General features: G+C 40.7%; 23 protein-coding genes and 1 tRNA gene. 4 read left to right on the top strand and 20 right to left on the bottom strand.

What is annotated here, in order from left to right; genetic code table 11:
- Positions 1 to 46: 46 nt before the first annotated feature.
- Both comGB and comGA read right to left on the bottom strand, forming a co-directional pair.
- Entirely contained in the window at positions 47 to 1069 is a 1023-nt protein-coding gene (gene comGB, locus M1E09_RS06625) for a competence type IV pilus assembly protein ComGB (protein ID WP_456274920.1), read from the bottom strand.
- Positions 1069 to 2145, bottom strand: coding sequence for a competence type IV pilus ATPase ComGA (gene comGA / locus M1E09_RS06620; protein ID WP_456274056.1), 1077 nt, complete (start codon positions 2143 to 2145; stop codon positions 1069 to 1071). Before comGA ends, comGB begins: the two co-directional genes overlap by 1 nt.
- Positions 2146 to 2253: 108 nt before the next feature.
- Between comGA and M1E09_RS06615 the strand changes: the two genes are divergently transcribed.
- Positions 2254 to 2325: transfer RNA gene (locus M1E09_RS06615), tRNA-Gln, on the top strand.
- A gap of 143 nt (positions 2326 to 2468) precedes the next feature.
- On the opposite strand, the gene M1E09_RS06610 is transcribed toward M1E09_RS06615, so the two are convergent.
- A complete protein-coding gene (locus M1E09_RS06610) occupies positions 2469 to 2849 on the bottom strand; it encodes a Spx/MgsR family RNA polymerase-binding regulatory protein (RefSeq protein WP_456274055.1) in 381 nt (126 codons plus the stop codon).
- Between the two features lie 363 nt (positions 2850 to 3212).
- Here M1E09_RS06610 and M1E09_RS06605 point away from each other — a divergent pair, with 363 nt between their 5' ends.
- Positions 3213 to 3455: a DUF2626 domain-containing protein gene (locus tag M1E09_RS06605; RefSeq protein WP_006837891.1), complete on the top strand. Its 243-nt coding sequence runs from the start codon at positions 3213 to 3215 to the stop codon at positions 3453 to 3455.
- A gap of 71 nt (positions 3456 to 3526) precedes the next feature.
- On the opposite strand, the gene M1E09_RS06600 is transcribed toward M1E09_RS06605, so the two are convergent.
- Positions 3527 to 4162: an MBL fold metallo-hydrolase gene (locus M1E09_RS06600; protein WP_456274054.1), complete on the bottom strand. Its 636-nt coding sequence runs from the start codon at positions 4160 to 4162 to the stop codon at positions 3527 to 3529.
- A gap of 221 nt (positions 4163 to 4383) precedes the next feature.
- Between M1E09_RS06600 and M1E09_RS06595 the strand changes: the two genes are divergently transcribed.
- On the top strand, positions 4384 to 4557 hold the full coding sequence (locus tag M1E09_RS06595) for a DUF2759 domain-containing protein (RefSeq protein ID WP_456274053.1): 174 nt from the start codon (positions 4384 to 4386) through the stop codon (positions 4555 to 4557).
- A 33-nt stretch (positions 4558 to 4590) separates the two neighbouring features.
- Here M1E09_RS06595 and M1E09_RS06590 read toward each other — a convergent pair whose 3' ends face one another.
- The 8 genes from M1E09_RS06590 to M1E09_RS06555 all read right to left on the bottom strand — a co-directional run bounded on the left by M1E09_RS06590 (position 4591) and on the right by M1E09_RS06555 (position 14942).
- Entirely contained in the window at positions 4591 to 4908 is a 318-nt protein-coding gene (locus M1E09_RS06590) for an MTH1187 family thiamine-binding protein (protein WP_456274052.1), read from the bottom strand.
- Between the two features lie 15 nt (positions 4909 to 4923).
- A complete protein-coding gene (locus M1E09_RS06585; protein WP_456274051.1) occupies positions 4924 to 6048 on the bottom strand; it encodes a YqgU-like beta propeller domain-containing protein in 1125 nt (374 codons plus the stop codon).
- A gap of 333 nt (positions 6049 to 6381) precedes the next feature.
- Positions 6382 to 7569 carry a M14 family metallopeptidase gene (locus M1E09_RS06580; RefSeq protein WP_456274050.1) on the bottom strand — a complete coding sequence of 396 codons (1188 nt, stop codon included), beginning with the start codon at positions 7567 to 7569 and terminating at the stop codon, positions 6382 to 6384.
- Positions 7570 to 7847: 278 nt separating this feature from the next.
- The gene (locus M1E09_RS06575; protein ID WP_456274049.1) at positions 7848 to 9734 is read right to left on the bottom strand and encodes an LTA synthase family protein; all 1887 of its coding nucleotides are present in this window, start codon (positions 9732 to 9734) and stop codon (positions 7848 to 7850) included.
- Positions 9735 to 10284: 550 nt separating this feature from the next.
- A complete protein-coding gene (locus M1E09_RS06570; RefSeq protein ID WP_456274048.1) occupies positions 10285 to 11259 on the bottom strand; it encodes an ROK family glucokinase in 975 nt (324 codons plus the stop codon).
- Positions 11260 to 11277: 18 nt separating this feature from the next.
- The gene (locus tag M1E09_RS06565) at positions 11278 to 11475 is read right to left on the bottom strand and encodes a YqgQ family protein (RefSeq protein ID WP_456274047.1); all 198 of its coding nucleotides are present in this window, start codon (positions 11473 to 11475) and stop codon (positions 11278 to 11280) included.
- Between the two features lie 196 nt (positions 11476 to 11671).
- Entirely contained in the window at positions 11672 to 12946 is a 1275-nt protein-coding gene (gene ltrA, locus M1E09_RS06560) for a group II intron reverse transcriptase/maturase (protein WP_456273109.1), read from the bottom strand.
- 538 nt (positions 12947 to 13484) lie between these two features.
- Positions 13485 to 14942, bottom strand: coding sequence for a spore germination protein (locus M1E09_RS06555; RefSeq protein ID WP_456274046.1), 1458 nt, complete (start codon positions 14940 to 14942; stop codon positions 13485 to 13487).
- A 182-nt stretch (positions 14943 to 15124) separates the two neighbouring features.
- Between M1E09_RS06555 and M1E09_RS06550 the strand changes: the two genes are divergently transcribed.
- The gene (locus tag M1E09_RS06550; protein WP_456274045.1) at positions 15125 to 16006 is read left to right on the top strand and encodes a hypothetical protein; all 882 of its coding nucleotides are present in this window, start codon (positions 15125 to 15127) and stop codon (positions 16004 to 16006) included.
- 2 nt (positions 16007 to 16008) lie between these two features.
- Here M1E09_RS06550 and M1E09_RS06545 read toward each other — a convergent pair whose 3' ends face one another.
- From M1E09_RS06545 to M1E09_RS06510, 8 genes are all read right to left on the bottom strand, one after another.
- Positions 16009 to 17538, bottom strand: a complete 1530-nt coding sequence (locus M1E09_RS06545; protein ID WP_456274044.1) for a rhomboid family intramembrane serine protease — start codon at positions 17536 to 17538, stop codon at positions 16009 to 16011.
- A gap of 503 nt (positions 17539 to 18041) precedes the next feature.
- Complete coding sequence (locus tag M1E09_RS06540) at positions 18042 to 18218, bottom strand: hypothetical protein (protein WP_456274043.1); 177 nt, start codon at positions 18216 to 18218, stop codon at positions 18042 to 18044.
- A 109-nt stretch (positions 18219 to 18327) separates the two neighbouring features.
- Positions 18328 to 19113, bottom strand: coding sequence for a DUF92 domain-containing protein (locus M1E09_RS06535; protein WP_456274042.1), 786 nt, complete (start codon positions 19111 to 19113; stop codon positions 18328 to 18330).
- Positions 19106 to 19669, bottom strand: coding sequence for a 5-formyltetrahydrofolate cyclo-ligase (locus M1E09_RS06530; protein ID WP_456274041.1), 564 nt, complete (start codon positions 19667 to 19669; stop codon positions 19106 to 19108). Before M1E09_RS06530 ends, M1E09_RS06535 begins: the two co-directional genes overlap by 8 nt.
- 66 nt (positions 19670 to 19735) lie before the next feature.
- Positions 19736 to 19885 carry a 50S ribosomal protein L33 gene (rpmG, locus tag M1E09_RS06525; protein WP_006837007.1) on the bottom strand — a complete coding sequence of 50 codons (150 nt, stop codon included), beginning with the start codon at positions 19883 to 19885 and terminating at the stop codon, positions 19736 to 19738.
- Positions 19886 to 19943: 58 nt separating this feature from the next.
- The gene (locus M1E09_RS06520) at positions 19944 to 20555 is read right to left on the bottom strand and encodes a hypothetical protein (protein ID WP_456274040.1); all 612 of its coding nucleotides are present in this window, start codon (positions 20553 to 20555) and stop codon (positions 19944 to 19946) included.
- 8 nt (positions 20556 to 20563) lie between these two features.
- Complete coding sequence (locus M1E09_RS06515) at positions 20564 to 21610, bottom strand: sugar phosphate nucleotidyltransferase (protein ID WP_456274039.1); 1047 nt, start codon at positions 21608 to 21610, stop codon at positions 20564 to 20566.
- The gene (locus M1E09_RS06510) at positions 21607 to 23913 is read right to left on the bottom strand and encodes a glycosyltransferase (protein ID WP_456274038.1); all 2307 of its coding nucleotides are present in this window, start codon (positions 23911 to 23913) and stop codon (positions 21607 to 21609) included. Before M1E09_RS06510 ends, M1E09_RS06515 begins: the two co-directional genes overlap by 4 nt.

Raw genomic sequence — 23913 nt, 5'->3', positions numbered from 1 at the left:
TGCCTCCTTAAAGAGTTGGGATTCTGATTGTACATATGTCCAATTGTCAGCCTAATGACTGCATGACTTGAAATAATGGGATCATGATAGAGAAATAGATAAGCAGGATAAATATTCCAACAAACAAAAATACTCCCGGCTGAATGAACGAGATCACCTTCTTCCCGCTTTGCTCGAGCGACTCCATACAGTACTGGCTGTACATCAGGAGTTCATGGGGCAAATGCCCTCTTCTTTCTCCATGGCGGATCACTTCTGATAATCCCTCTGTAAATAGCGAGAAACCTTCCAGCGCTTCAGGAAAACTCTTGCCTACCCTGAGGTCCACGCTCACCCTTTCTGCCACTTCTTTAAAAAGCGGTCTGTATGACTGGTTTTCTACTTCTTTTAAAGCCTGGTTTATTGACATCCCGCTGTTAAGCAGATAACTCAGCTCTCTTGAAAAAAACTGGGTATATAATAATTTAAGGTAGGATGATAGGAAGGGGATACCAAAGTATAATTCAGCCTTTTTCAAAGGTGTCGAAGAGCGGATCCTGAAATAAAAAACAGCCGAAATTATCACACATAGCAGAATGAGGAAGGAAACGAACACGGGAACCATTTCAACAAAGCGGAGAAAGATCCGGATAGCTGCGTCAGGTGTATATCCTAATGACGAGTAGAGGGTTTGAAACTGAGGGAATAATACGCTTTTCAATAAAGTAATGGCACCGATCAATAAGGTCAGCAATACAAGTGGATACGTCAGCACTTTCAATAATGCCTGCCTGTCCTTTTGTCTGGTTATCATATAATCCCCAGCCTGTATGAGTGTTTCTGCCATTCTTCCATGCCTTTCAGCAAAATAGATCTGGGAACAGACATGAAGGGGCAACCCAAGAACCTCCAGAGATTGCGATAAAGAAGAACCATTTTGTAACTGAAACAGCAACCTCTGCTTCGAGGCATCTCTCCCATCGAGTTCACCAATGAAAAGGAACTCAATTGCCTCAGTTAACGAATAGCCGTTAGTAAGTAGTTCACCGAGCCTTCTTAAAAACAGACCTTTGTCTTTCAGGCTCTTCATCACTCAATTTTCCATCTGGCAACTTCATTTTGGGGAATGTATCCAAGGGCGTATCCCTTGCAGAGTAAATTCATGAGAGATGGATACTGATAATGGGCTGCCTCCCCTTTCGCCTCTTTCAAAACTTCCTTCAGCGCAGTTCCGCTTAATATTTCATAAATAGCCGCCCTTTTCGACGCTCCAACCCTTGTACAGGTTTCAGAGCAACTTTCTCCACAGGAAGGACAAATCAAATTAATCAGGCGCTGTGCTGAAACTGCGATGATGCTTTGCTGGATTTCATGCCATTGGATGCCGAGTTCCATTAAACGGTAAATGGCTCCTTTTGCATCTTTTGTATGCATCGTAGATAAAACCAAATGACCTGTCAATGCAGCTCGAACAGCAATCTCTGCTGTTTCTTCATCCCTTATTTCTCCGACCATTATGATATCAGGATCGTGCCGCAAAATAGCACGCAGGCCGGCCGAGTAGGTGATACCTGCCTTCTCATTCACCTGGACTTGTACCAGTGAATCATTATTTTTTTCAACAGGATCTTCCAATGTGACAACATTTCTTTGCATAACAGAGGAACAGTGTTCCACCAGCGAGTAAAGGGTTGTAGTCTTTCCACTTCCAGTAGGACCAGTAAACATAATAAGGCCGTGGGAATTCATCATTAGAGCCAGGAGTTTTCGTGCAGAGGAAGAGTATAGGGACAATTTTTCAATCGGGATGCTTAGCTGCTGAGGGAGGATACGGATCACCAGACTTTCTTTCAAGTCCGTGACAGGAAGGGTCGAGATACGAAGGTCGAGCGTCTTGCCAGCGATCTTCAAGGAAAAGGAACCGCTTTGCGGTTTCCGTTTTTCGCCGATATCCATGGAAGCCATGAATTTAAAGTGGGAAATCAATCTTTCTCCTTCTAGTGAAGGGATACTTATGTTAGGAGTGAGAATCCCGTTGGTCCTGTGCTGCATGAGGTAATCTTCTTTTCGGGGAAACAGATGAACATCAGTAACATTCTTTGATACTGCTTTCTTCAGAATCGAGTCAGCTAAAGCCTCAATGGAATAGTATATAAGCTGCACCACCTTTCATGTTATCATTAGACCAATTCGACATTTTCTTTTTTTTTCCTTCTTTTTTTGCATATTTTTTTGGTTTTTTTTCATACTAGTAATGTAAACAACTTCAAATGGTGGGCTATAGCCAAGCGGTAAGGCATCGCACTTTGACTGCGACATGCGTTGGTTCGAATCCAGCTAGCCCAGTCTGCTCTAAAAGAGAGGATGATTGCTTTTGATAATCATCCTCTCTTTCTAATAGGCTCTTTATGATTAGACGGCAGGATAGGAAAACTTACACATAGATGAAGGAATCTTAAAATGGGGACACATCCTAAAGTACTTTTTTCTTAAACAGACATTTTCAGCATGGTTCTCTTGTTCGTTAATCCGCGAAGTCCTTCCGGATCGAAGCCTACTACAAGCTTTGTACCATCCGTTAAAAGTGGCCTTCTCAGCAGTTTTGGCTCGTCGGCGATCAACTGGACAACCTCAGAAAGGGTCAGTTCTTCTAAATCGATATTCAAATCTTTATATGTTTGGCTTCTCGTTGCAAGGATTTCGTCTAACCCGTTTGTAGTCAATGATAGTAAATTCATAATTTCTTCTGATGTAGGAGCATCTCTGAAAATATGTCTTTCTTTAACATCCACAGAATTGGCTGTCAGCCATTTCTTTGCTTTCCGGCATGATGTACAGCTGGGATACGTAAAAAAAGTTAATTTTGTCATTATTAAATCCTCCCTTTTTATTTAACTTATACATCCTATAGTTGTATTGTATACCACCTGTATAACATATGTACACCATTTACTCTTTATTTCTTAAAGTTTTTCTTTCGTTTCTTTTCTGCATAAAAATCCCCTGAAAAATAATTGGAGGAGTAATATAGTAGTAAAGCAGGGTATATTAGTAATGATATGGCAGCTTACTCCACTTTCTTAGGATTGACACGCTCGTTGCTGCGTTTTTATCATTAGTTTTGATAACAATCACGTAATCGTCACAAACTGGCAACAAAGATTATTTACTTTTGATGGATTTTTCCTTTATAATGTTTATTGATGGACTGAGGGTGCAAAGGAGGGATACATATGGATCGTATGTACAGAGTATTAGGATTCTGGACTGGAATATTTGCAGTAATGTTTTTCCTAGGTGATATGAAAACAACATCACTGATTTTTCTGGGACAAACAGGGTTCTTCATTCTGCTGGGTTATTTGAAATTATCTGAGCGTATGTATATTTATATTTTCTTCGGATACTTAACAGTATTCTTTGCCGGCTTCACTTATTGGACTGTATTCATGATGACGCCAGGCGCAGCGCACTAATAAAAAAACCTTAAAGCTTTTAGCTTTAAGGATTTTTTTATTTTTATGAGGTATGGGCCGAAAGGTATTTCTTAAAATCCATTGAGGAAAGGGTTGGAGTCCATTTCATCAGCAATGGTCGTTTCCGGTCCATGGCCAGAGAGAACGATGGTATCTTCAGGCAAGGTCAGCAAATTCTCATGAATGCTTTTTAACAGTTCTTCATGATTTCCCCCAGGAAGATCTGTTCTGCCGATACTGCCCATGAATAACGTATCACCGGCGAATACCGCTCCCTCACTCTCATAATAATAAGAAATACTTCCTGGAGAATGGCCAGGTGTTTCGAATAATCTAAAGTTGAAATCACCTATTGAAAGATTTTTTTCCTTCGTCAATATGTAGTCAGCAGGTTTAAGCCTGATCAGTTCACTCATGGCAAAAAGCTGTGAACCATTCAATGCCGGCTCTAACAGCCATTTTGCTTCCTTTTCATGAACATATAAAGGAATACCGAATTTCTCCCTCACTTTATCCACGGCACCTATATGATCAAAGTGAGCATGAGTAAGCAGAATCGCCAGCGGGTTCAACTGATTGGATTCAAGCCAGTTTATCAGACGTCCCCCCTCTTCACCCGGATCGATGATTACACAGTCTTTAAGATCATTCCAAAGGCAATAACAATTGGTCTGCAATGGGCCTAAGGGCAGTCTTTTCCATTTCACATGAGCCACCTCCATTAATGATTTACCTATATTGTATCATTCAACGGGGATTAATTGAAAAACATTCCTTTTTGACATAGAAGTGTCAAACATTTGAACTGTACAAACTGCCAAAAAAAATATAAAATAAATGTAAGTGCAATTTATTACATATGCTAATCATATGATCCTACTTTTGGGACTTGTGTTAAAAGAGGATTAATTTGAAAGGAGTTTTGACCATGGGTTTTGTTATTATTACAGCTTTAGTAACTTTACTGGCTTTATTCGCTAGTATAAGCGCATTGAAAAACAAGAATGGTTTAGGCATTATTTTTGGTCTTGGAACACTCGGCGTATTTGGCTGGTTCACAATTATGACTGTCCTTCATTCAGGTTATCCTGGCGGACACTAAAATAAAAAAATGGAGCCCTCAGGCTCCATTTTTTTATTTTCTTGAAAGCTTACTCTCAACCGAAGCAAGCTTATCTTCCATTTTCCTCTTTTTATCTCTCCGGTCGTCAATCCGTATATTTGTCGCTACCCTCTGAATTCCCTGACTGAAAGGAGCTTCATGAATTTCTTGTACTACACGGAATAAATCTGTAAGTTCTCCCTCAATCAGTGTGCTCATTGGTGTCAATATAAATGAAATTGTGCCTTCATCCTGATGTTTTTGAAGTATCCCCTGCAGCTCTGCTACATAGTCACTTACACTTGGTGTTTCAGTCCCAATCGGAATTACTGTAACATCTACGATAGCCAAAACGTTTCATCCTTTCTATTCAACAATTATGAGGCCAGCTGCCTCTTTAGAAGATAAGTCCACTGCTTTCTTCAATTCATACCCAATTAAACAGTATTCACCAGATGGAGAGCACTGTAAAGGTTCGTTATCCAGCCCTGTCATGATTTCTTCACGTTCTCCTGTTTCAATGTTCCAACGCTCCAAAGTGAATTTATCCTGATAGGCATCTGCTGGACCTGATGCAGAAGCAGTTAATGTAACAGCAGTGTTTTCATCATCTATTTTATCATAATAGGGGATCAGCCAGTTAGAGTAGCTGCTCAGCAAAGGCTGTGAAAAATCTGAAGCAATAGTGCCCTCTTCAGTGATAAATTGATAGATTCCTTCTCCTTCAGCCTCTTCATTCATGGAAACAGATAAAATAAACGGCTCCATCGTATTGAAGTGCACCGTATCTTCTTCAATCAGCGACTGCTCCCCGGAGAAGATGTTTTGAGAATAGAGAGGAGCTGTAAGGCTGATGCTGTCTTCCGGCCAATCCTGATAGAGAAAGCTGTTTTCCGAATGCCATTTAACGAACGGCTGAGGGGAGTCAACTTCCGTTAATGTACCTTCAGAGACATTCGCCAGGTTCGTAGTATAGGTCCAATCTTCTGAAAAGCTGGTAATAAACAGTAAATCACTGTTTATTCCATTCCACTCAAAGGATACTTCATAAGAATCGATATCCTCTTGAAATAGCACTTCCCCTTCTAAATCAATGATGGTGACAGTGGCAGAATACGTAAGCGGGGCTGTATGGATTAATATCCTGTTCCTGTCAGGACTGATCTTGGCATCTACGATATATTCATTATCGGTATACAGGATTTCCTTTTCCCCGTTGTATATATTATAAGCCGACAACTGGTTTTCATCATTTTCTTTGGTCAACAACAACACCTGGTCATTATCCAGCCAGTCAAGAGCCCTGAAAAAAGCACTTTCCTCTATATGTAATGGGGTCAACTCCTTCTCTCTCACTTCAGGAGCTTGAGGTTCTTGTTCTACCTCCGGCCCGGGTTTATAAGGTGTGTTTTCATCTGGAGAGTTACCGTTACAGGAGGCTAACAAAAGTAAGCATAATAACATCAGTATAAAACTTTGAACGCTTTTCATTTTTCCCCTCCCGATCTTTTTTCTCCATAGTAATTAGTACGTCTTAACATTGAAAATGTTTCAAATATATTAAAAAAATAAAATATTTTCTTTATGTGGTATTAAATGATATCAAATGGCACACCGGCACTAAAGCTATAGTCTGCTCGACCTGCCTCATTACCCTTTTCCGTAAAAAAGATTTCAAAAAAAGGCTGTCAGGGTTGATATATCCCTGGACAACCTTTTTATTATGAATAAGGACTATAGTACATTTTAACTTGCAATCACCATTTTAACAATTATTAAATTCACTTTCTCAACTTAAATTTTCACAGAAATATATGAGCGTGACTACCGATATATAGCTACAAGAAATATACCCAAAACAGATTGGTAAATTTCGTTAAATTGGGATAATGGCAGCGGATTGATTCCTTTCCCCAATTCGATGGTAAAACCAGGACGCTGAAATTCTTGTATGAACCAATCTTTATAGCCTGCATAACTATCAATATACCGTACAGACCTGTAGCCACTTACTCTTTCGAACTCTTCTGCGAGCATTTCTGACTCAGGAGGCTCCAAGCCTTCATACCCCCAATAGAATTCTTCTCCTTGCGTATGCAGTGCCAGGACCCTGTCCAGATTCTCATTTCTTGCAAGTTCTGCCATTGCAATGGCCTCTGGTTCTGATAATGGTTTATAGCCTGGGAAATCACGTGGAGCAGGACTTTTCTCTTCTTTTCTTTCTTTTTCGAGTTCCCACTTGGCCGGGTATTGATTATTTAAATCAACCCCATTGATATTGGCTTTCCACCCTGAGAAATCAGAACTACCTTTATTGATTTCGATCAGTCTTTCCCGCAGTGATGAAGGTGGACCGGCAATTACCAGATCTACTCCATCTGGATTGACCATAGGTACGAGAGAAAGTGATACATTGCTATACAATGGTTCTGTGACCACTCCTCTGATTGCGCTCCGATTAACCAAGGACAATAAATAATCATTCATGAATCTCATTAAAATGGGAGTTGTAATCCATTCATTGGCATGGAAGGAAGCATCCATGTGAACTTTTTTTTCGCCGTTACCAATAACGATTTCATACAGCGGCCTGCCAAGAACACTTTTGCCTATTTCATTCACTTTCATAAAGGGAAAAGCATTTTTCAGTCTGCTAATATCTCTTTCCATAATATCAAAAGAGTAAGCTTGCTGGCCCCTCACAACAGGCTGAGTTATTCTTAAAGGGATGTCGATGACGGTTCCAGCCTGCAATGTATTGGGATTCACATTCTGATTAAGCAGGAACAGGGCATCGAGGGAAAGATTTCTGCTTCTTGCAATGCCCCAAAGTGTATCTCCTTGTTTAATCGAATATTGTCCAATATAAAATCCAGGAATCTTGACAGTTGTACCTACTTGTAAAGAGCTGCTGTTCACTTGCGGATTGGAATCAACTATCAGCTGGAGGGGAAGGTAAAACAGTTGACTATAATAATAAAATGTATCACCTTTCCGAATTCTCACTTCCATTGCTCATTCCTCCTGTAATCAAACTCTCTTATTACATGTATGTTGTAAATGGGGTTTGATGACAAAAAACCGTAAGCACCCTGTATAGTCCCGACAGGCAAATAACCCAAAGAGAGAAAGGGCATTCTTCCCCTTAATTTTCTTTGGGTTATTTGACTCCGAGGACAGACTTCTTCAGCAGGGACGGCCCCCTGTTGCTGAGAATGTCTCTGGTCACCGGCCTTTTAACACTCTCTTTATCTATAAAAAAAGCCTGCGGATAATCCGCAGGCTTTTGGTTATTCATTTGGAGCTGCAGGGGCAATTGCTCCGTTCTTCTGTTCATAGAATCGAAGCAAATCTCCGTAAATAATTTGATCTGAGTAGTTCAACTCTTGTTGTGTTCTTTCGATATATGGCTCACAGAATTTCATTTCATCCGGCTGTTCTGTTTCTTTGTTATAACATTCGCCGGCAGTATATACGTGATCCTTTGTGATAAAACTGCCATCCCTGAGGATAGTAAGGTCTTCGTGTTCTTTAGAGAATAAATCAGCACCGAACTGAATATCGCCTTTTGTATCGATTCCCAGAAGGTGAAGAAGTGTAGGGCGAAGATCAACTTGGCCGCTTACTTCAGAAATAGTTTTCCCTTCCATTCCTGGAACATGGATAATCAACGGTACACGTTGAAGTTGTGTATGAACAAATGGATCAACTTCTTTTCCTAAATATTTGCTCATGGCTTCGTTATGATTTTCAGAAATTCCGTAGTGGTCTCCATACATCACGATAACTGAATCTTCATATACACCAGTGTCTTTTAATTCTTGAATGAAGTTCTTGACCGCCTCATCCATGTAGCGGACGGTCTGGAAGTAGCGGTTCAGAGTTCCGGAGTTTGAATCGAACTCTTCAATATACTTATCTTCCTCATCCAAATGGAATGGATAGTGGTTCGTCAATGTAATCAACTTAGTGAAGAAAGGCTTCTCCATTTGCTGCATGTGCTCAACTGACTGCAGGAAGAAAGGTGTATCTTTCATTCCCCAGTTAACTGAGTTCTCATCGTTGATATCATACTCTGTCATTGAATAAAACTTGTCATAGCCAAGGGAATCATACATGATATCACGATTCCAGAAGCTTTTGTTATTGGCATGCATAACAGAAGTAAAGTATCCTTCATCATTGAGGCGCTTCGTCATTGACTCATATTCATTTCCTGAATGAGTGAAGAATACTGCGCCTCGATTCAGCGGATAAAGTGAGTTATCCAGAATAAACTCTGAATCAGATGTTTTACCTTGTTGTGTTTGATGGTAAAAGTTATCGAAATAATAACTATCCTTAATGAACTCATTCAAGAAAGGAGTTACAACTTCGCCGTTCATCGTGTTGTTGATAGGGAATGTCTGCAGGGATTCCAATGATACAACAATCAGGTTCTTCCCTTTAGCTGCACCAAACATGTCATCTTCCTGCTTAACATGGTTTGCACGAACATAGTTATCGATATCAGCAAGTTCGCTGCCATCTGCAAGTGCACGCTGGGCAGATGATTTGGACTGCAAGAAAATATCGTAAATATGGTAATTGTAAGTTCCAATATTTTTAACCAGTATTTCACGGTCAAATGTACGAGTTAACAATTGTGGTCTTTCCGTTTCCGCAAGGCCAAGATTAAAGAATGTAAGAGCGATCGCTACGAAGAAGTACGCTCTTCGGTTCACTCTGCTGAATGTTTTCACTTCAAATACAGAAGGTTTAAATTTCACTAAAAGGGCAAGTAATAAAGTATCAGCAAAATAGAAAAGGTCTGTCCAGCTGACAATCTCCCCGGCACTTGTGCCAAGATCGGCAAAGTTGCTTGTCTGCATCAATACAGGCAGCGTCAAGAAGTCATCAAAGAATCGATAAAACCCTACATTTCCGTATAGAATAAGTGAAAGTACAAAGCTCGTTATGAGTATATACCGGACTCTCGACTTCTCATTTTTCATGAACAAGCTGACTCCGAAAATAAACAACAGGAAGCTGAGCGGATTTATAAACAGAATGAATTGCTGCATTACATTTTCAATTTTCATATCAAAGCTAGTTTGATAGACAATATACGTTTTTAGCCATAACAACACTGAAGCAATGATCACCAGTGATAATTTAGGCAGTTTATAGTTCTTCATTTTTAAATTACCTCCTTGCTGCGTAAAGTGCGCAACAGCTTTCAAATGGAAGATACTGTAATATTTTTACATTATCAGGATGCCCTCTCTGATAATCAATCAATATCTTAATACTTTTTTTACATTCCGTCAATTGTAAGTTAATTTCAATTGTTTAGAATAAATGTTTAAGCTGATTATCATTTCCCTTATATAAGACGAGCCAAACAGGTAAAAGTTTCATTAAAATATAGGTTTTTTTCAAAACCATACCAAGTACCCATTTCGCATACGCATTCTCTCCCAGCACAACGGTGCCGGACATAAGTCACAAAGTATTCACATTCCTGCGTTCCTTGTCCAAAAAATGGAGAATAGCACATAGAAAAGCATCCACCTCTCTCTCAAAAGGCCTCACCCTGGTTAAAATTCTTACTTCAAACAAGCATATTTGAATTAATATGAAATCATTATAGGTTCCTATGCTGATTTTTTACTTTACTGGGGCAGATCATGAAGAAGTATATAAAAAAAGTACTGATTAGGAAAATCAGCACTCTTTGTATATCTACTATTTTGTTATTTTATTTTTTACCAGCCACGCAGCACCTATGACACCTGCATCATTGCCGAGAGTGGCAATTGAAATGGCCGTTGATGATGCAACTGTTGGAAAAGCAAACGTTTGAAAGTACTTATCCACGGGTCTTAGCAGAACATCTCCCGCCCTGGATACTCCGCCTCCCAGTACAATTTTTTCAGGGTTCAAAGCATTGCCCAGGTTTGCAATTGCCAGTCCAAGATAGAAGGCAAGTCGGTCAACAACCGAAACGGCAAGCGTGTCTCCTTCACGAGCGGCATCAAATATCTGCTTTGCAGAGATTGCCCCTTCTGTTTCTAAAGATGATCTGAGTACCGATTGCTCTTTACTTTCCTCCAAGGCTTCCAGTGCAAGACGAACTACTCCTGTAGCCGATGCAACCGTTTCCAAGCAGCCTTTCTTTCCGCAGTTGCACTGAAAACCTCCTTCAGGCATAACGGTAATATGGCCTATTTCACCTGCAGCACCTTTGCTGCCATGCACGATATCTCCGTTTGTGATCACGCCGCCGCCTACGCCAGTTCCCAAAGTAACTGCTACAATATCTTTTGCACCATTTCCTGCACCTTTCCACATCTCACCAAGTGCTGCACAGTTTGCATCATTGTCGATGACACAAGGAAGGCCTGTCTCCACTTCCAGCAAGTCTTTAAGTGGGGTGTTCTTTTCCCACCCCAGGTTTACAGCTTCATAAATGATCCCTTTAGCCATATCAATCGGTCCAGGGGCGCCCATTCCGGCTCCTTTAAGTTTTTCTTTGGATTCATCCAACTCAGCCAAGTGATGATCGATAGATTTTGCAATATCAATAATGATATTTTTTCCGTTTTCAGATGTGTCGGTGGGAATTTCCCATTTATGTATAATTTCACCGTAGTGATTAATGAAGGCTAGTTTGGTTGTTGTCCCGCCTAAGTCGACTCCGACAAGCCATTTCTCTGACATAATAACTTCACCCAGTCTCTATTTATTATTTTGTTTAGACAATTCGCTGCGAAGGATCAGTATAGATTTCTGAAACTCATCAATACTGACCAGGCCCGATTGATACAGTTCCCGTACTTCCTCCTGCATCATTTCCAAGTCTGCGTTCCGGTCCCCTAAATAAATGAAGATTCCATACTTCTTCAACAGCTGCTGCACATCATACATATTTTTCATTCTAAGCACCGTCTTTCATGGATCGCTAACCCTTTCAGTATAAAATAAATCCTCTTCCTTCTCAAGAAAATCCGGGGCGTATAACTACGCTGCTTTCCATTCAAAGCACCAATCGAGTAGAGGGAAAATAATCATGTTATTATTTTCGCCCCTCTCACAACACCGTACGTACGGGTCTCGTATACGGCGCTTCAACTTATATTACAGTGTGTACTTTTAGATAATGGGTTAAAACAGAAGGGAGTCCCCTCTGTTTTAGTCTTTCATTTGAAATTGCTCTATGGACCACTTTAGAAAGTCCTATAAACCGATAACCTTTTCTGCAGAAGGTTAGTCCTTTCGCTTCTTCCTTCGGAATCCCTAGTTGAATAAGCGATTTGATTTGTTTACTCGGAACTTTCCATTGTTTCCAGATGATGACCCTTATTCTAGAGCGGAGCTTCTGGTCTATTTGTTTGGTCACTTCTTTCATATTGGCAATCCTGAAGTAGTTCACCCATCCAAAAACGACTTGTTTCAATTTCAAAATTCGAAAGTCTAATGGAACACTCCAGTTTCGTTTTGTGAGTTGGCGAAGTTTTCTTTGAAATTTCCGTATTGAACTTAGATGAGGTTTTACTTGATATTTCTTGTTCTTATAGTCGTAATAATATCCGTATCCTAGAAATTTCAGTTCTTTGGGACGGGCAATCCTACTTTTCTCTGCGTTGACTATAAGTCCTAATTTCTTCTCAATGAATTTCACAATTGATTTCATTACTCGGTCCGCTGCTTTTTCGCTTTTCACAAAAATAAGTGAGTCATCAGCGTACCTTACGAATCTTAATCCTCTATTTTCAAGTTCTGTATCTAGTTCGTTCAACATGATATTACTCAGTAGTGGACTGAGGTTTCCTCCTTGCGGAGTACCGACAGGTGTATCTTCATACTTTCCATTTACTATGACTCCACTAACTAAGTACTTTCTAATTAATGAAATGACATCTCCATCATCAACTGTCTGAGATATAATGCGCATCAGTTTATCATGGTGGACTGTGTCGAAGAATCTTTCAAGATCGATATCAATAACCCAGTCATGTCCTTCATTCAGAAATTCCAAGCTTTTAATAATTGCCATCTCACAGCTTCTTTTTGGTCTGAATCCGTAACTGAATTCGCTGAACTGTTCTTCAAATATCGGACTGAGAACTTGATGAATGGCTTGTTGAACAACTCTGTCCACTACTGTTGGTATTCCCAATTTGCGCATCTTTCCGTTTTCTTTTGGGATCTCCACTCTTAAGGCAGCTTGTGGATGGTATTTTCTTGTTCTGATGCGCTTCCGCAATTCATCCTTGTTTTCCTTCAGGTATTGCTTTAGTTCATCGACCGTTACCCCATCTATCCCACTAGCGCCTTTATTTTTATAGACACGCAAGTAGGCTTCATTCATATTTTGATTACTAAGGATTTGTTCTAAAAGTTCCACACTCGTTTCTCCTTTCCTCTCACGTAGTAAGTGATATCTCGTATTTTGGCTATCCTCTGAGGTACGCTCATACTTTCACCATTAACACATTCGGAGTAGGTCACTTACGCGTTCGTGGTGTCGAAACACTATAAATTGTTCCGCCCTTCATGAATTCGCTTCACTACTATGGCTTCTGCTGACTTCTTGCGACTAACCTTTTTCGACTGTACTCCTGTACATCCGCAAGATCTCCCAGGGTAAGACAACTATCTTTCCTCTTTTACTCGCCTGATTTACTTCATAAAGTTACGCACATCTTTTGGACTTTAGTTTGTTATGGAACTTCATCCCTTTATAAAGCCTTTGTATCAGATTTCTGTTCGTCGAGCCAAGATTTTATTCCACGCTTCCTCCAGCCCTTATTTCACAATAAGTACCTTGCGCTTCCTTAGTGGTTGGTCGATGTGTACCCCCACAGTGGACTTTCACCACCTAGATAGTTGCCATGCCTGGCACACACAAAAAAAGCAGTGCCTTATTAAGCACTGCCAAAGTATCAACGATCTGGGTCCTGCGGATTCAAGAATCGGGGGCGCCTGTTTTTTAAAGGCATTGGAGACCTTAACACAACATCCCTCATTGCTCTGAAATTAAATGGAATGAACGGCCACATGTAAGGAACTCCAAATGATTTGATCCTCGACAGCATAATGATCCAGATTGCAATTCCGATGACAAGACCGTATACCCCAAACATTGCGGTCACAATGAGCAAAACAATACGGATGATCCGGTTCGCCAGGCTCAATTCATAGCTTGGTGTAGAAAATGTCCCAATGGCAGCGACTGCTAGATAAAGAATCACTTCATTCACAAATAAACCAACCTCAACGGCTACCTGCCCAATCATTAATGCAGCGACAAGACCCAGTGCAGTAGCGAGTGAAGTAGGAGTATGGATAGCGGCCATCCTGAGCATATCGATCCCCACTTCGACGATTAAAAACTGAAAAATTAACGGTATCTCACCTACATCATCCGGGCCTATATAAGCAAATGCAGGAGGCAGCAAGTCTGGCTGCGTTGCAAACAAATAGTATAAAGGCAGCAGGAATATAGAGGCCCAGACAGCAATAAAACGCACAAACTTCAAATATGCCCCGACCATCGGCTTGTTTCGATATTCTTCTGCATGCTGAAGGTGATGCCAAAACGTTGTAGGCGTAATCAATACGCTTGGAGACCCATCCGTAATAATACAGACATGCCCTTCATATAAATGGGCTGCAGCCGTATCGGGTCTTTCTGTATACCTGACCATCGGGTATGGGTTCCAGTGCCTGCCCGATACGAATTCCTCGAGAGTCTTTTCACCCATGGGAAGGCCGTCTGTATCGATTTTTGATAAAGAGTCTTTTATTCTTTTGACAAGGTCCGGATCCGCAATATCTTCAAGGTAACAGACTACAATATCTGTTTTGGACCTTCTTCCTATTTGCATATATTCCATCCTTAAAGATCGATCCCTGATCCTTCTCCGTGTTAAAGCAGTATTGAACACCAGCGTTTCTACAAATCCGTCCCTCGAACCGCGGACAACTCTCTCCATATCAGGCTCTTGAGGACCTCTGACAGGATACGTTCGGGCATCAATCAAAATCGCCTTATCAATTCCGTCAACTATCAGAGCGGTGGGACCAGCCAGAACCATATCCGCCACATTGTTGAGATCATCTGTTTCTTCAACTTCCACATAAGGAATATACGTTTTCATCAGCTTTTGGAGAGTATCTCCCTCTAGCTTTTCTTCATCTAAGCCCGCCAGCAGTTTCATAAGGTAATGCATAATATCATCTTTGACGAAGCCATCGACCAGGTACATCGCCATTTTTCTTCCTGCATAGAACAAGTCAAGCTTTATAACATCAAAACTTTTATCTACAGCCAGTAACTCACTAAGATAATCAGTATTTTCGTCGAGCGAAACCGAAACTGTTTTTTTATCTTTTGACACGAGTCATCTCACCCCATTTTCATTCCATTAAAAAGCAATGCTAACAAATAATTCCTGTAAATTTAATCATATTTACCATCCTAGACACCCTCCGATAAAAAAATACATTAGGAACATAATATTTTTGTTCTTTTCATAGAATGGCTCTAAAAGGGACAAACCTGATTAAGTGGGGGATTATAATGAAACGGAAGCACTTTATTCATATAATGATTGGATCTGCAAGCCTTCTCTTTGCATTAGGGTATTTCACTATTTATAATCCGCCTGCAAGGGAAAGCATCATATTCTTTCCTTTGAACGAGGATGCTCAATACCAGTCAGCCAATACTATTCTGACTCTTACTGACGAAAAGGCAGATGAAAATTATGAAGTCAATTGGAAAATATCTTCTGTATTGAACCAGGATTCCTATTTAAGACAGGATATCGGTTTCCTTTTTTTCAATGGAAGGTTGAAAGCAAGGATGAGCGAGTGGGAGCAAAACACAGACAGGATTGTTGAAGAGGATACCGTACAGGGGAAAGAAAGCAGTCTCCTTCAGGCCATTTCATTTCATTATTCAGAAATACATGATAATGAAGATAAATTTACGAGTGCCCAAAGCATGTCGGAAGATCAGCTGTATGTAATAGATTCTAATTTCAGTCCACTAAGTTCTTTCAGGCAGCCTGATACCCCGGCAGAAACAGAGTGGCAAAACATCCTTGACAGAGTCACAAGGCAGCAGCTTGAATATAATTGGGAGAAAGCAATGAAAGCATTCAATATCAAAGGGGAAGATTATTTGCAAATTCCTCTTGAGAAGCTTGCAGAGTATAATGACTCTCCTCCAGAAGGCATAGGGCGTGCTCAATGGAATGAATTGTTAGGAAATTTATGGGAAGGGTTATATAAGAATTACTTTCTTGGAATCAGAACAAAGTCAGGTAATATCGAGGATCCAACAGACAGTTCTATGCCCTTAATTTTAATTCAGCAAAAAACCGGGGACCTGCTCGTCCTGTTGACGACCAAAGAAGGCGAACCTGCCCTTCTTCAACAAAAGTTCCCGGTTCAATAAGACTATTTCAGTTGGTTATAAAGCTGTTCAAATTGCTTATTTTCTTTTTGCAGTAAATATGCCTTTTCTGCATGTACCTTTGCCTCTTCACTATCCCCTTTTTCATTTAAAAGGATGGCCAAATTGTAATGGGCTTCAGGAAAGTCTTCATCCAGATCCAATGCCTTATTTAAGAAAGACTCGGCTTCACTGTACTGTTTATCCTTTATCTTGACGATGGAATAGAGAAAGTAGGTATGGGCATTCGCCTTGCCATCAGCGATAACCTCTTCCAATATGGAAGACGCGCCTTCAGTATCCCCTTCATTCAATCTTTCTTGTGCCTCTGAATTGGTCACCGCAGGGTCCATAAAGACTGGATCATGGGTATATCCATACCAAAGCAGGGCTGGAACAGCCGCTATTGCCAGCAGGACTGCCCCACTCTGTGTCGGCCATTTCCGCGATTTCGGCAGATGGACAATTGCCGCTGCAGCGAGTCCGCCTGCCAGTCCTCCAATATGACCTGCGTTATCAATCCCGGGAATCGTAAAACCGAAGGCAAGATTTATCCCAATGACAACGAGTATATTTGTTCCCATCGTCCGGAAGAAGACTTTGGGATAAACGGTCCCAAAGTAAAGCAGGGCTCCAAAACAACCAAATATAGCGCCGCTTGCTCCTGCAGACAGAGAGTTGGAAAATATAAAACTCGCCAATGTTCCTGAAAATCCTGCAAAAATATAAATGAACAAAAATCTGGCATTGCCAAACATTCTTTCCACTGCTGTACCTAAAAAATATAATGCAAACGTGTTCATTAATAAATGAAGGAATCCGATATGTATGATGACCGGTGTAAAAAATCTCCACCACTCTCCTTGGAGTATGAGAGGGTTATACTTTGCTCCATACTTAATCAGATTTTCAGTGTTTTGTGTTCCTCCCGCCATCTCCATCACAAAAAACATAAGCAGCTGCAAAGCGATAAATACATAGGTGAAAAAGGGCTTTCCTTTTGTAAATAGAGATTTTTCTTCATTGGCTTTTTTTGCCGCAAAAGAAAGGACGCTTTCCTTTAATGCATAAACTTCCAGATCCTCTGCCCCTTCTTTCACTTCCCATTCAAGGTTTTCATTAAATAGTGATGTTAGTTCATGTAATCCATTCTTATAATCATTCCAGGTAATGATGGATGAATCGACAGTTGTCTTGGGAGACTGCGGGAGTGTGTACTCCTGATTTACTAAAGATTCATACTCATCTACTGGTGCAAAAGTGCTGATATAGATGTTTTTAAGGGGCAGTCGTTTTTTTCTCAGGGCTTTTCGGATTTTTTCCCCATTTAACGCTGTAAGATGTACATCACGTTTCATTCTGTTGCCCCAATCAAGATCAGAACGAAACAGCCTGAAAACAGGGGCATTTTTGTTAGAGGAATTTTCAAGCCATATTTGATGCTGGTCTTGAGACATATTAATAATTCGATATCCTTTTTCTACTATTAAATATTGGGCGGTTTTCCAAAATAAATAATTAAGATCAGTATTCAAGGTTCTCCTCTGCCTTTTTATAAAAGATTGGTTGTTTATAAAATACTTGATAAGTTACTATCGGAATTAACATTCTTATAAAGATCTTGTAGAAATCAGCATTATAAAGAATTGCCGGGTTACCTTTAACGGGGTGTGACTTTTCATTTCCTAGCAACTCGAACCCCGTACACGCTTCTTTCGGGGTGCGACTTTTCATTTCCTAGCAAATCGAGCCCCGTCGCAATGTTTGCAAGTCCATAATGAACAGCTATGTAAACCATTTCTTTCAATATCACAACAATTGACTTTCTTCTACTTAATCACCATCCCAACAAAAAGTAAAGGCATATGGTCATGTTCCATACTGTTCAACCCTCTTTACTTTTCTGGAAATCAAAATCTCACACACAAAATAAAAAAAGATGCCCTTCAAAATAGGCGGTACAGCTTGTCAGGGCTTAGACTGAAAGCAGTATTGCGCTATTGTTGATGAACATCTTAACCAAGTATGCTGCTGTGTACTAACGAAACGCAGTGCTAATGAATTTTGATCGCAGCCATGGAAGACTCATGGTTGCCCTGACTACCATTCTTCTGATAGTAAAGTTGCCAAGAATAACGTTCAGAAGTTTATAGCGGTTTTGATAGAATACAGAAGCAAACGTTGCGATGATAATCCATTTTATGATCCCGTTCATATTGATCAGCCTCCTGGTTTTATGTTGTGTACCTACACATCATTTTATCCTTCTCTAATGGCAATTTTTAAAATGCAGGGTGATCTATGAACTTCCTTTTCCTTTTTGACTAAATCTTTTCTACTACTATTATTGCGATACCTGCAAGGAAGCTTGCAGAAAAATTCACGAACTCATTATTAACCATGTGAATGCCCTTGATTTTATCTGCCTTTTCATCACAGTGGATTGGCGCTTCCGTAATTTGACCACAACGCTTGCATTCATACTCAATCTGTAAGTATGCTCCCAGCAAAGTGTCAATCAAACTGCCCAAAAAACCTGCAGCAGCAACCAAGATCATCCAAGTGGCGGAAATTTCATTGAACAGTGCCCAAGCCGCTAGTGCTACGATTAGAGCACCCCCAAGACTTGCTAATGTCCCAAGTGCTGATACAGCCCCCGACGTCCCTTTAGATGTTTTCTTAAATGTTCTTACTGACACAGGTTTGCCACTGCTTAATGGCCCAATTTCTGAAGCCCATGTATCTGCGTTAGCAGCCGCCAATGCAGATACTGCAGCAATGATATAAATAGGATCTCCCGTCCAGAGAAAGAAAAGGGAAAAAACCATTGAACCTCCTCCATTAGCGAGAACCTGCTGCCAATCCCTTATGGATGTTTTCGCCAGTTTGTTTTCAATAACATTTTTCTCGCTTTTTCTGTACTTGGACCAAAAGCTTGAAGAAGCAAAGAATACTCCAAGGACGATCAATCCCTGCCAGCTCAAGGCATAAGCAACCGCTGTGCCTACCAGGACGGCAGCCAATGCTCCACTTGCACTTAGATTGCTTGTTTTCCAGCCTGAAACACTTATCACAAGAATAAAGAGAAACATAAGAAACTGTTCATTCACAATGAATGATCTCTCCCTCACTTATGATTTTTTCCACAGGCAAATCAAACGATTCTATTGGCACCTCTTCTACAATCTGTTCACCGAAAGCCAGAGCGACTGTAGACCCTTGAAAATTTTCCAGAAAGCGATCATAGTATCCACCGCCGAACCCAAGCCTATGCCCAGTTCTCATGAAAGCCAGCCCAGGTACGATCACTAAACTGATCTCTTCCTTTTTGGCAGGTGTTGTTTTAGAAGGATCCGGCTCAAATAAACCGAAATATACCATTTCCAATTCATCGAAAGACTTTAAGTAATAGAACTCCAGCCTTTTTTCTTTTGGTACACACTTTGGAACTGCCACTCTTTTTCCTTCTTCCCAGCCTCGCTTGATAATATTCCAAGTGTCCACTTCAGGGCTGTTGGAAACTGTAACGGCTATGGCGCTGCTGTTTTTCCACTCTTCCATATTGAATAGCTTGTTGGCAATCATGTAGGATTTATGTTCGTACACATTGCGGTCCAGTGAGGAAAGCAATGCCTTTTGTTTGCTGCGCAAGGTTTGTTTGTCCACGTATGTAACTCCCCTTTTTCTTCTATATTCACGCACAAAAAAAGCAGCAGGAAAAATCCCGGCTGCTTACTTTGTTTCACGATGCACTGTAGTGCGCTTTTCTCTTGGGCAATATTTTTTTAGCTCTAAACGGTCTGGGTTATTACGTTTGTTCTTTGTAGAAATATAGTTACGCTCACCGCAATCAGTGCAAGCTAAAGTAATGTTTACACGCATTGTTTATTTCCCTCCAAACTTCGCTATCTTCATCTGTTCATACGACTTTTCTATAATATCACTTTTTCAGATGAAATGCTAGTCTGTTTTTAAAGTGTTTGTGGAAATTTTTCATATCATCTTTAGATTCTGCTTCTATTTCGAAAATATTTCCTTGAATCTTCTCTAATGGCCTGAATAATAAGTCGAATGAAACCACTGTCAGAGCAGGTCCTTTCAAAAGCGGCTGGTAAAGGAGGGAACCTGTTTTCAGTGTTTCCTTCCAATGAAAGATTCCTTTTTCAGTTAATGGATATAATGATCTTCTGATCATCCCGCTGCTCACATGGTAATCAATCATCGATACCTTTGTTGAAGAATGATGGTAGACAAGATGGTTATCGGGCGATACAAAACTGAGCCGCTCATCACCTGCCGTTCTCCAGTCCAGCAGGAAAAAGAGTTTCAGCCGGCGATGGGTTCTTTTCTTGTTTTCGACAGTAAAGCTGGTTACCGCTCCTTCAACATGAGATTCTTCCTGAATGACATAGTTGAAGTCTTTCCAATTAGAGAATCGAGAAAGCTGTTTTGATTCTATTCTATTGTTCTCGTCTGTCCAGGCGAATATCTCACAATTAAAACTGTCCCCGTGGCTGTTATACACTTCAGCATGTGATAAATTTGTTTTCATCTTCATATCTACACCTTTTGCCATTGTTTTATTTTATTGAAATAATATCCGGCAAATTCCTTGGCAAGATTTCTGCGCTCTGCTTTTGAATAAATGATAAATCCATTGCTGGGCTGGTCAATGATTCTGGTCCACCCTCCAACACTGTGGGAAATCAGGATTCCGTCTAAATTAAGGACCGGGGTTTCTCTTTGCTCTTCAACCAGCTTGTTGATGATTTGCTGTTTTTGATTATCCGGGCACGAAACGATCATTCTTGTCAGATATTTGAGTGTGTTTTCAAGACCATCTTTTACGGACATGAATTCATCCAGTATCCCCGCACTTACTTTTTCTTCCTTTTCTTTCATGCGGCCATTTAAATATTCTTCTCTTGCCAGTTTGTATTGTTCCGGATTGCCGATATCTCTCCAGTAATCATCAGTTCTATATACGAATATGTCTTCCTTAGCCTCCAGCATCGCCGGAAAAACATCACGGCTGAAATCTGTATATCCCTGGAATTGATAGGTTCTAAGCAACTCCGGCTCAATGATATAGATGCCGGTATTTACAAGATTGCTGTCAATGAGCCCTGCAGCAGGTTTCTCTATAAACTCAATCAGTTTGCCGTCGGGACCAGTCCTGCAGATTCCATAGCCTCTCGGGTTCTCCATTTCTTTACCGACAATGGTAAGTGAAGCTCCTTTCTGCTGATGAAACAAGATTGCATCCTGCAGGGAAAGGCTTGTAAAAGCATCTCCACTGATCACTACGAACGGTTCATCGAGGAAGCGGCTGGACTCAAAGACACCCCCTGCTGTTCCGAGAGGTAAATCTTCATGTAAATAAGTGATGCTTACTCCAAATTCACTACCATCTCCAAAGTACTCTGATATTTTCTCAGCCTTATAACAAGTCGTTATCATGATGGAAGAAATTCCATTTGCCCTCAATAAAGCGACATTATATTCCAAAATGGGTTTATTCATGATGGTTACCATCGGCTTTGGCACAGAGAGTGTATAGGGCTTTAATCGCGTCCCTTGTCCGCCTGCAAGAATGACTCCTTTCATGATAATGCCCCTTCAACTTTATGTTGGATGATCATTTCTTCATAGATACCGATTGTCTGCTGTGAGATTCGCTCCCAACTGAACATGATTTCTGCCATTTTAAAACCATTTTCACCCATTTGCACCTTCATTTCGTTTGACTCTTCTATGGAAAGGATGGCGTTTGCCAGGCTTCCGGAATCTCCTGGTTCAAACAACAAACCGGCGTGCCCATGTTCTACTATATTTGTCAAGCCGCCTGTTCTGGAAGCGATGACCGCTTTTTTTGCAGCCATTGCTTCAAGTGCTACTATTCCAAACGGTTCATATATACTCGGAAAAATGACGGCCTCGCTCTTAAACAAGTAGGCGTTTCTTTCTTCATCGCTTACATATCCGAGAAAATGGACGTATTGCTCGAGCCCTTTTTCTGTTACTTTGTTCCGATACTGTTCGAGAAGCGGACCTTTTCCCGCAATCACAAAATGGATGCTTTGATCTTCACTTATTCGCTCTGCGGTTTCAATAATCGTGTCAAATCCTTTTTCATGTACGATTCTTCCTATCGAAAAATAATATCTCACATCATCGAATGTACTGTTGACCTGGCCACTTTCATCAGATAATACATTCTTCAAGTTCACCCCATTTGGGATGACTGTTACGGGCAGGTGTGCCGGTGGATCCAATTGAGAAAGCTCATCCTTCATATGCTCGCTGCAGATGATGAGCTGATTGGAAGCATTGACAAGAATTTTCTCTTCCTCGTGAATCCGTTTATGGAGGTCTGTAAATATCCCTTGGTTCCTTCCATTCTCGGTTGCATGGATGGTTGTCAATAAGGGGATATGATAATGATTTTTAATCAGCACAGCAGATTTACCAACAATCCAATCATGTGCATGGACGAGATGAATAGCTTCTTTTTCAAAAATCTCACCGGCTTTTTCAATAAACGAAAGATTCAACTGAAAGACCCATTGCAGGAAATCCTCTTCCATCGGATGGAGGGGTCCGGTGCGGTAAACATGGACACCCTCATTTATTTCATAATCGGGGACCCCATTGGTTGCTGCTGTAAGAACGATTACTTTACAGCCTTTTTTTACGAGCGATACAGAAAGATCATGGACATGTCTCGATAATCCCCCGACAATATTGGGAGGATATTCCCAAGACAACAGCAATACAGTTTGCTGTTTATCCGCTCTTAGGGAATTGCCAACTGAAAATTTGGCCAGCTCCAATGGAAGATACTCAAGGCTTTCCCTGTATTCTAAAAAATGGCTATCTTCGATTTCATTAGTTAAATGGTCATGAAGCTGTCTGAATGCCTGTAAACTGGCGGCATCCAACTCCTGCTCAACAGCCAAATATCGAAGGCTTGACAGCCATTCTCTTGCCATTTGGCTGAATATCCGAGGACTCTCCATCCCATCCTCATTGATTTCTTGCAGACTTTTCTCCATTCCATGCATTTCCCGCATGTGAATCAATACTTCATCTGGAAGGATTCTCTGCCCTTCTTCCATTCCCAAGTAACCAAACCCTGCCCTGGTTAGTGCAGCAGTGCTATTCAGCAATTTCTGTTCATTATAATCATTAAAACCACCCTGCTGCAGTATATCAACCATCTCTGAATCACTGTCAATTATGTGAATATAATTATGGCTCAGGTCTTTTCCAACCGGGATCAGACGGAGTCCCCTTGGGGTTTTAAGTACTTCTGTATCCATTTCTTTTTCACTGTACGAAAAGGTTGCTGGAGAAATAAAAGTATATTCTATTCCAGATTTAATCAGGTAAAGATCAATTCCTGGTGTATAAGCACAGCCCGGGATCCAAAAACCTTTGGCTGGTTGGCTGAAATGCTGTTGGTATAGGCGGATACTCTGGTCGATTAAAAATTGAATGCCCCAATCAGTCAAAAGGTGTGTAAGGGGAAAATTGACGGCTGCTGCAGGGATAATACGAATCCTGCCTTGTTCTTGCAGTTTGTTAAACATAGCGGGAATATCACGTTCAATACTGACCCAGGCAGTGTATAACTCTTCTACTCTATTATTCTCCGCTTTTCGCTCTTCTTGTAATGAGTCCAAAAAATACTGTTCGATCAGCTGTTTGGATTCATCTGTTGAAAGCCAGTCAATTATCACCGGCTGAACGACATAAGCAGCTCGTGGAAATGCTTTTTCCATCATTGTTTTTTTTATGATAAACAAGTACTCAGTTAACATTTGATATAAAAGGCCGGGACTTTTTTTCATATCTGAGGGGAAACGGGAAACGGAATTAGACACTAATATTAACGATTTATTTTCCAT

It is taken from the genome of Bacillus sp. AK031, assembly GCF_053903065.1.
Note: the sequence above shows the minus strand (reverse complement) of the source record. Positions and strands in the feature narration are given on the sequence as shown.

What these genes read in the sequence shown, in the direction of transcription:
- M1E09_RS06580 (WP_456274050.1), bottom strand. Translation starts at nt 7,569, where the DNA reads ATGGAAGTGAGAATTCGGAAAGGTGATACATTTTATTATTATAGTCAA.
- M1E09_RS06515 (WP_456274039.1), bottom strand. Translation starts at nt 21,610, where the DNA reads ATGAAAGGAGTCATTCTTGCAGGCGGACAAGGGACGCGATTAAAGCCC.
- M1E09_RS06585 (WP_456274051.1), bottom strand. Translation starts at nt 6,048, where the DNA reads ATGAAAAGCGTTCAAAGTTTTATACTGATGTTATTATGCTTACTTTTG.
- M1E09_RS06540 (WP_456274043.1), bottom strand. Translation starts at nt 18,218, where the DNA reads ATGAACGGGATCATAAAATGGATTATCATCGCAACGTTTGCTTCTGTA.
- M1E09_RS06595 (WP_456274053.1), top strand. Translation starts at nt 4,384, where the DNA reads ATGGGTTTTGTTATTATTACAGCTTTAGTAACTTTACTGGCTTTATTC.
- M1E09_RS06510 (WP_456274038.1), bottom strand. Translation starts at nt 23,913, where the DNA reads ATGGAAAATAAATCGTTAATATTAGTGTCTAATTCCGTTTCCCGTTTC.
- rpmG (WP_006837007.1), bottom strand. Translation starts at nt 19,885, where the DNA reads ATGCGTGTAAACATTACTTTAGCTTGCACTGATTGCGGTGAGCGTAAC.
- M1E09_RS06550 (WP_456274045.1), top strand. Translation starts at nt 15,125, where the DNA reads ATGAAACGGAAGCACTTTATTCATATAATGATTGGATCTGCAAGCCTT.
- M1E09_RS06575 (WP_456274049.1), bottom strand. Translation starts at nt 9,734, where the DNA reads ATGAAGAACTATAAACTGCCTAAATTATCACTGGTGATCATTGCTTCA.
- M1E09_RS06570 (WP_456274048.1), bottom strand. Translation starts at nt 11,259, where the DNA reads ATGTCAGAGAAATGGCTTGTCGGAGTCGACTTAGGCGGGACAACAACC.
- M1E09_RS06565 (WP_456274047.1), bottom strand. Translation starts at nt 11,475, where the DNA reads ATGAAAAATATGTATGATGTGCAGCAGCTGTTGAAGAAGTATGGAATC.
- M1E09_RS06610 (WP_456274055.1), bottom strand. Translation starts at nt 2,849, where the DNA reads ATGACAAAATTAACTTTTTTTACGTATCCCAGCTGTACATCATGCCGG.
- comGB (WP_456274920.1), bottom strand. Translation starts at nt 1,069, where the DNA reads ATGAAGAGCCTGAAAGACAAAGGTCTGTTTTTAAGAAGGCTCGGTGAA.
- M1E09_RS06605 (WP_006837891.1), top strand. Translation starts at nt 3,213, where the DNA reads ATGGATCGTATGTACAGAGTATTAGGATTCTGGACTGGAATATTTGCA.
- M1E09_RS06520 (WP_456274040.1), bottom strand. Translation starts at nt 20,555, where the DNA reads ATGAAAACAAATTTATCACATGCTGAAGTGTATAACAGCCACGGGGAC.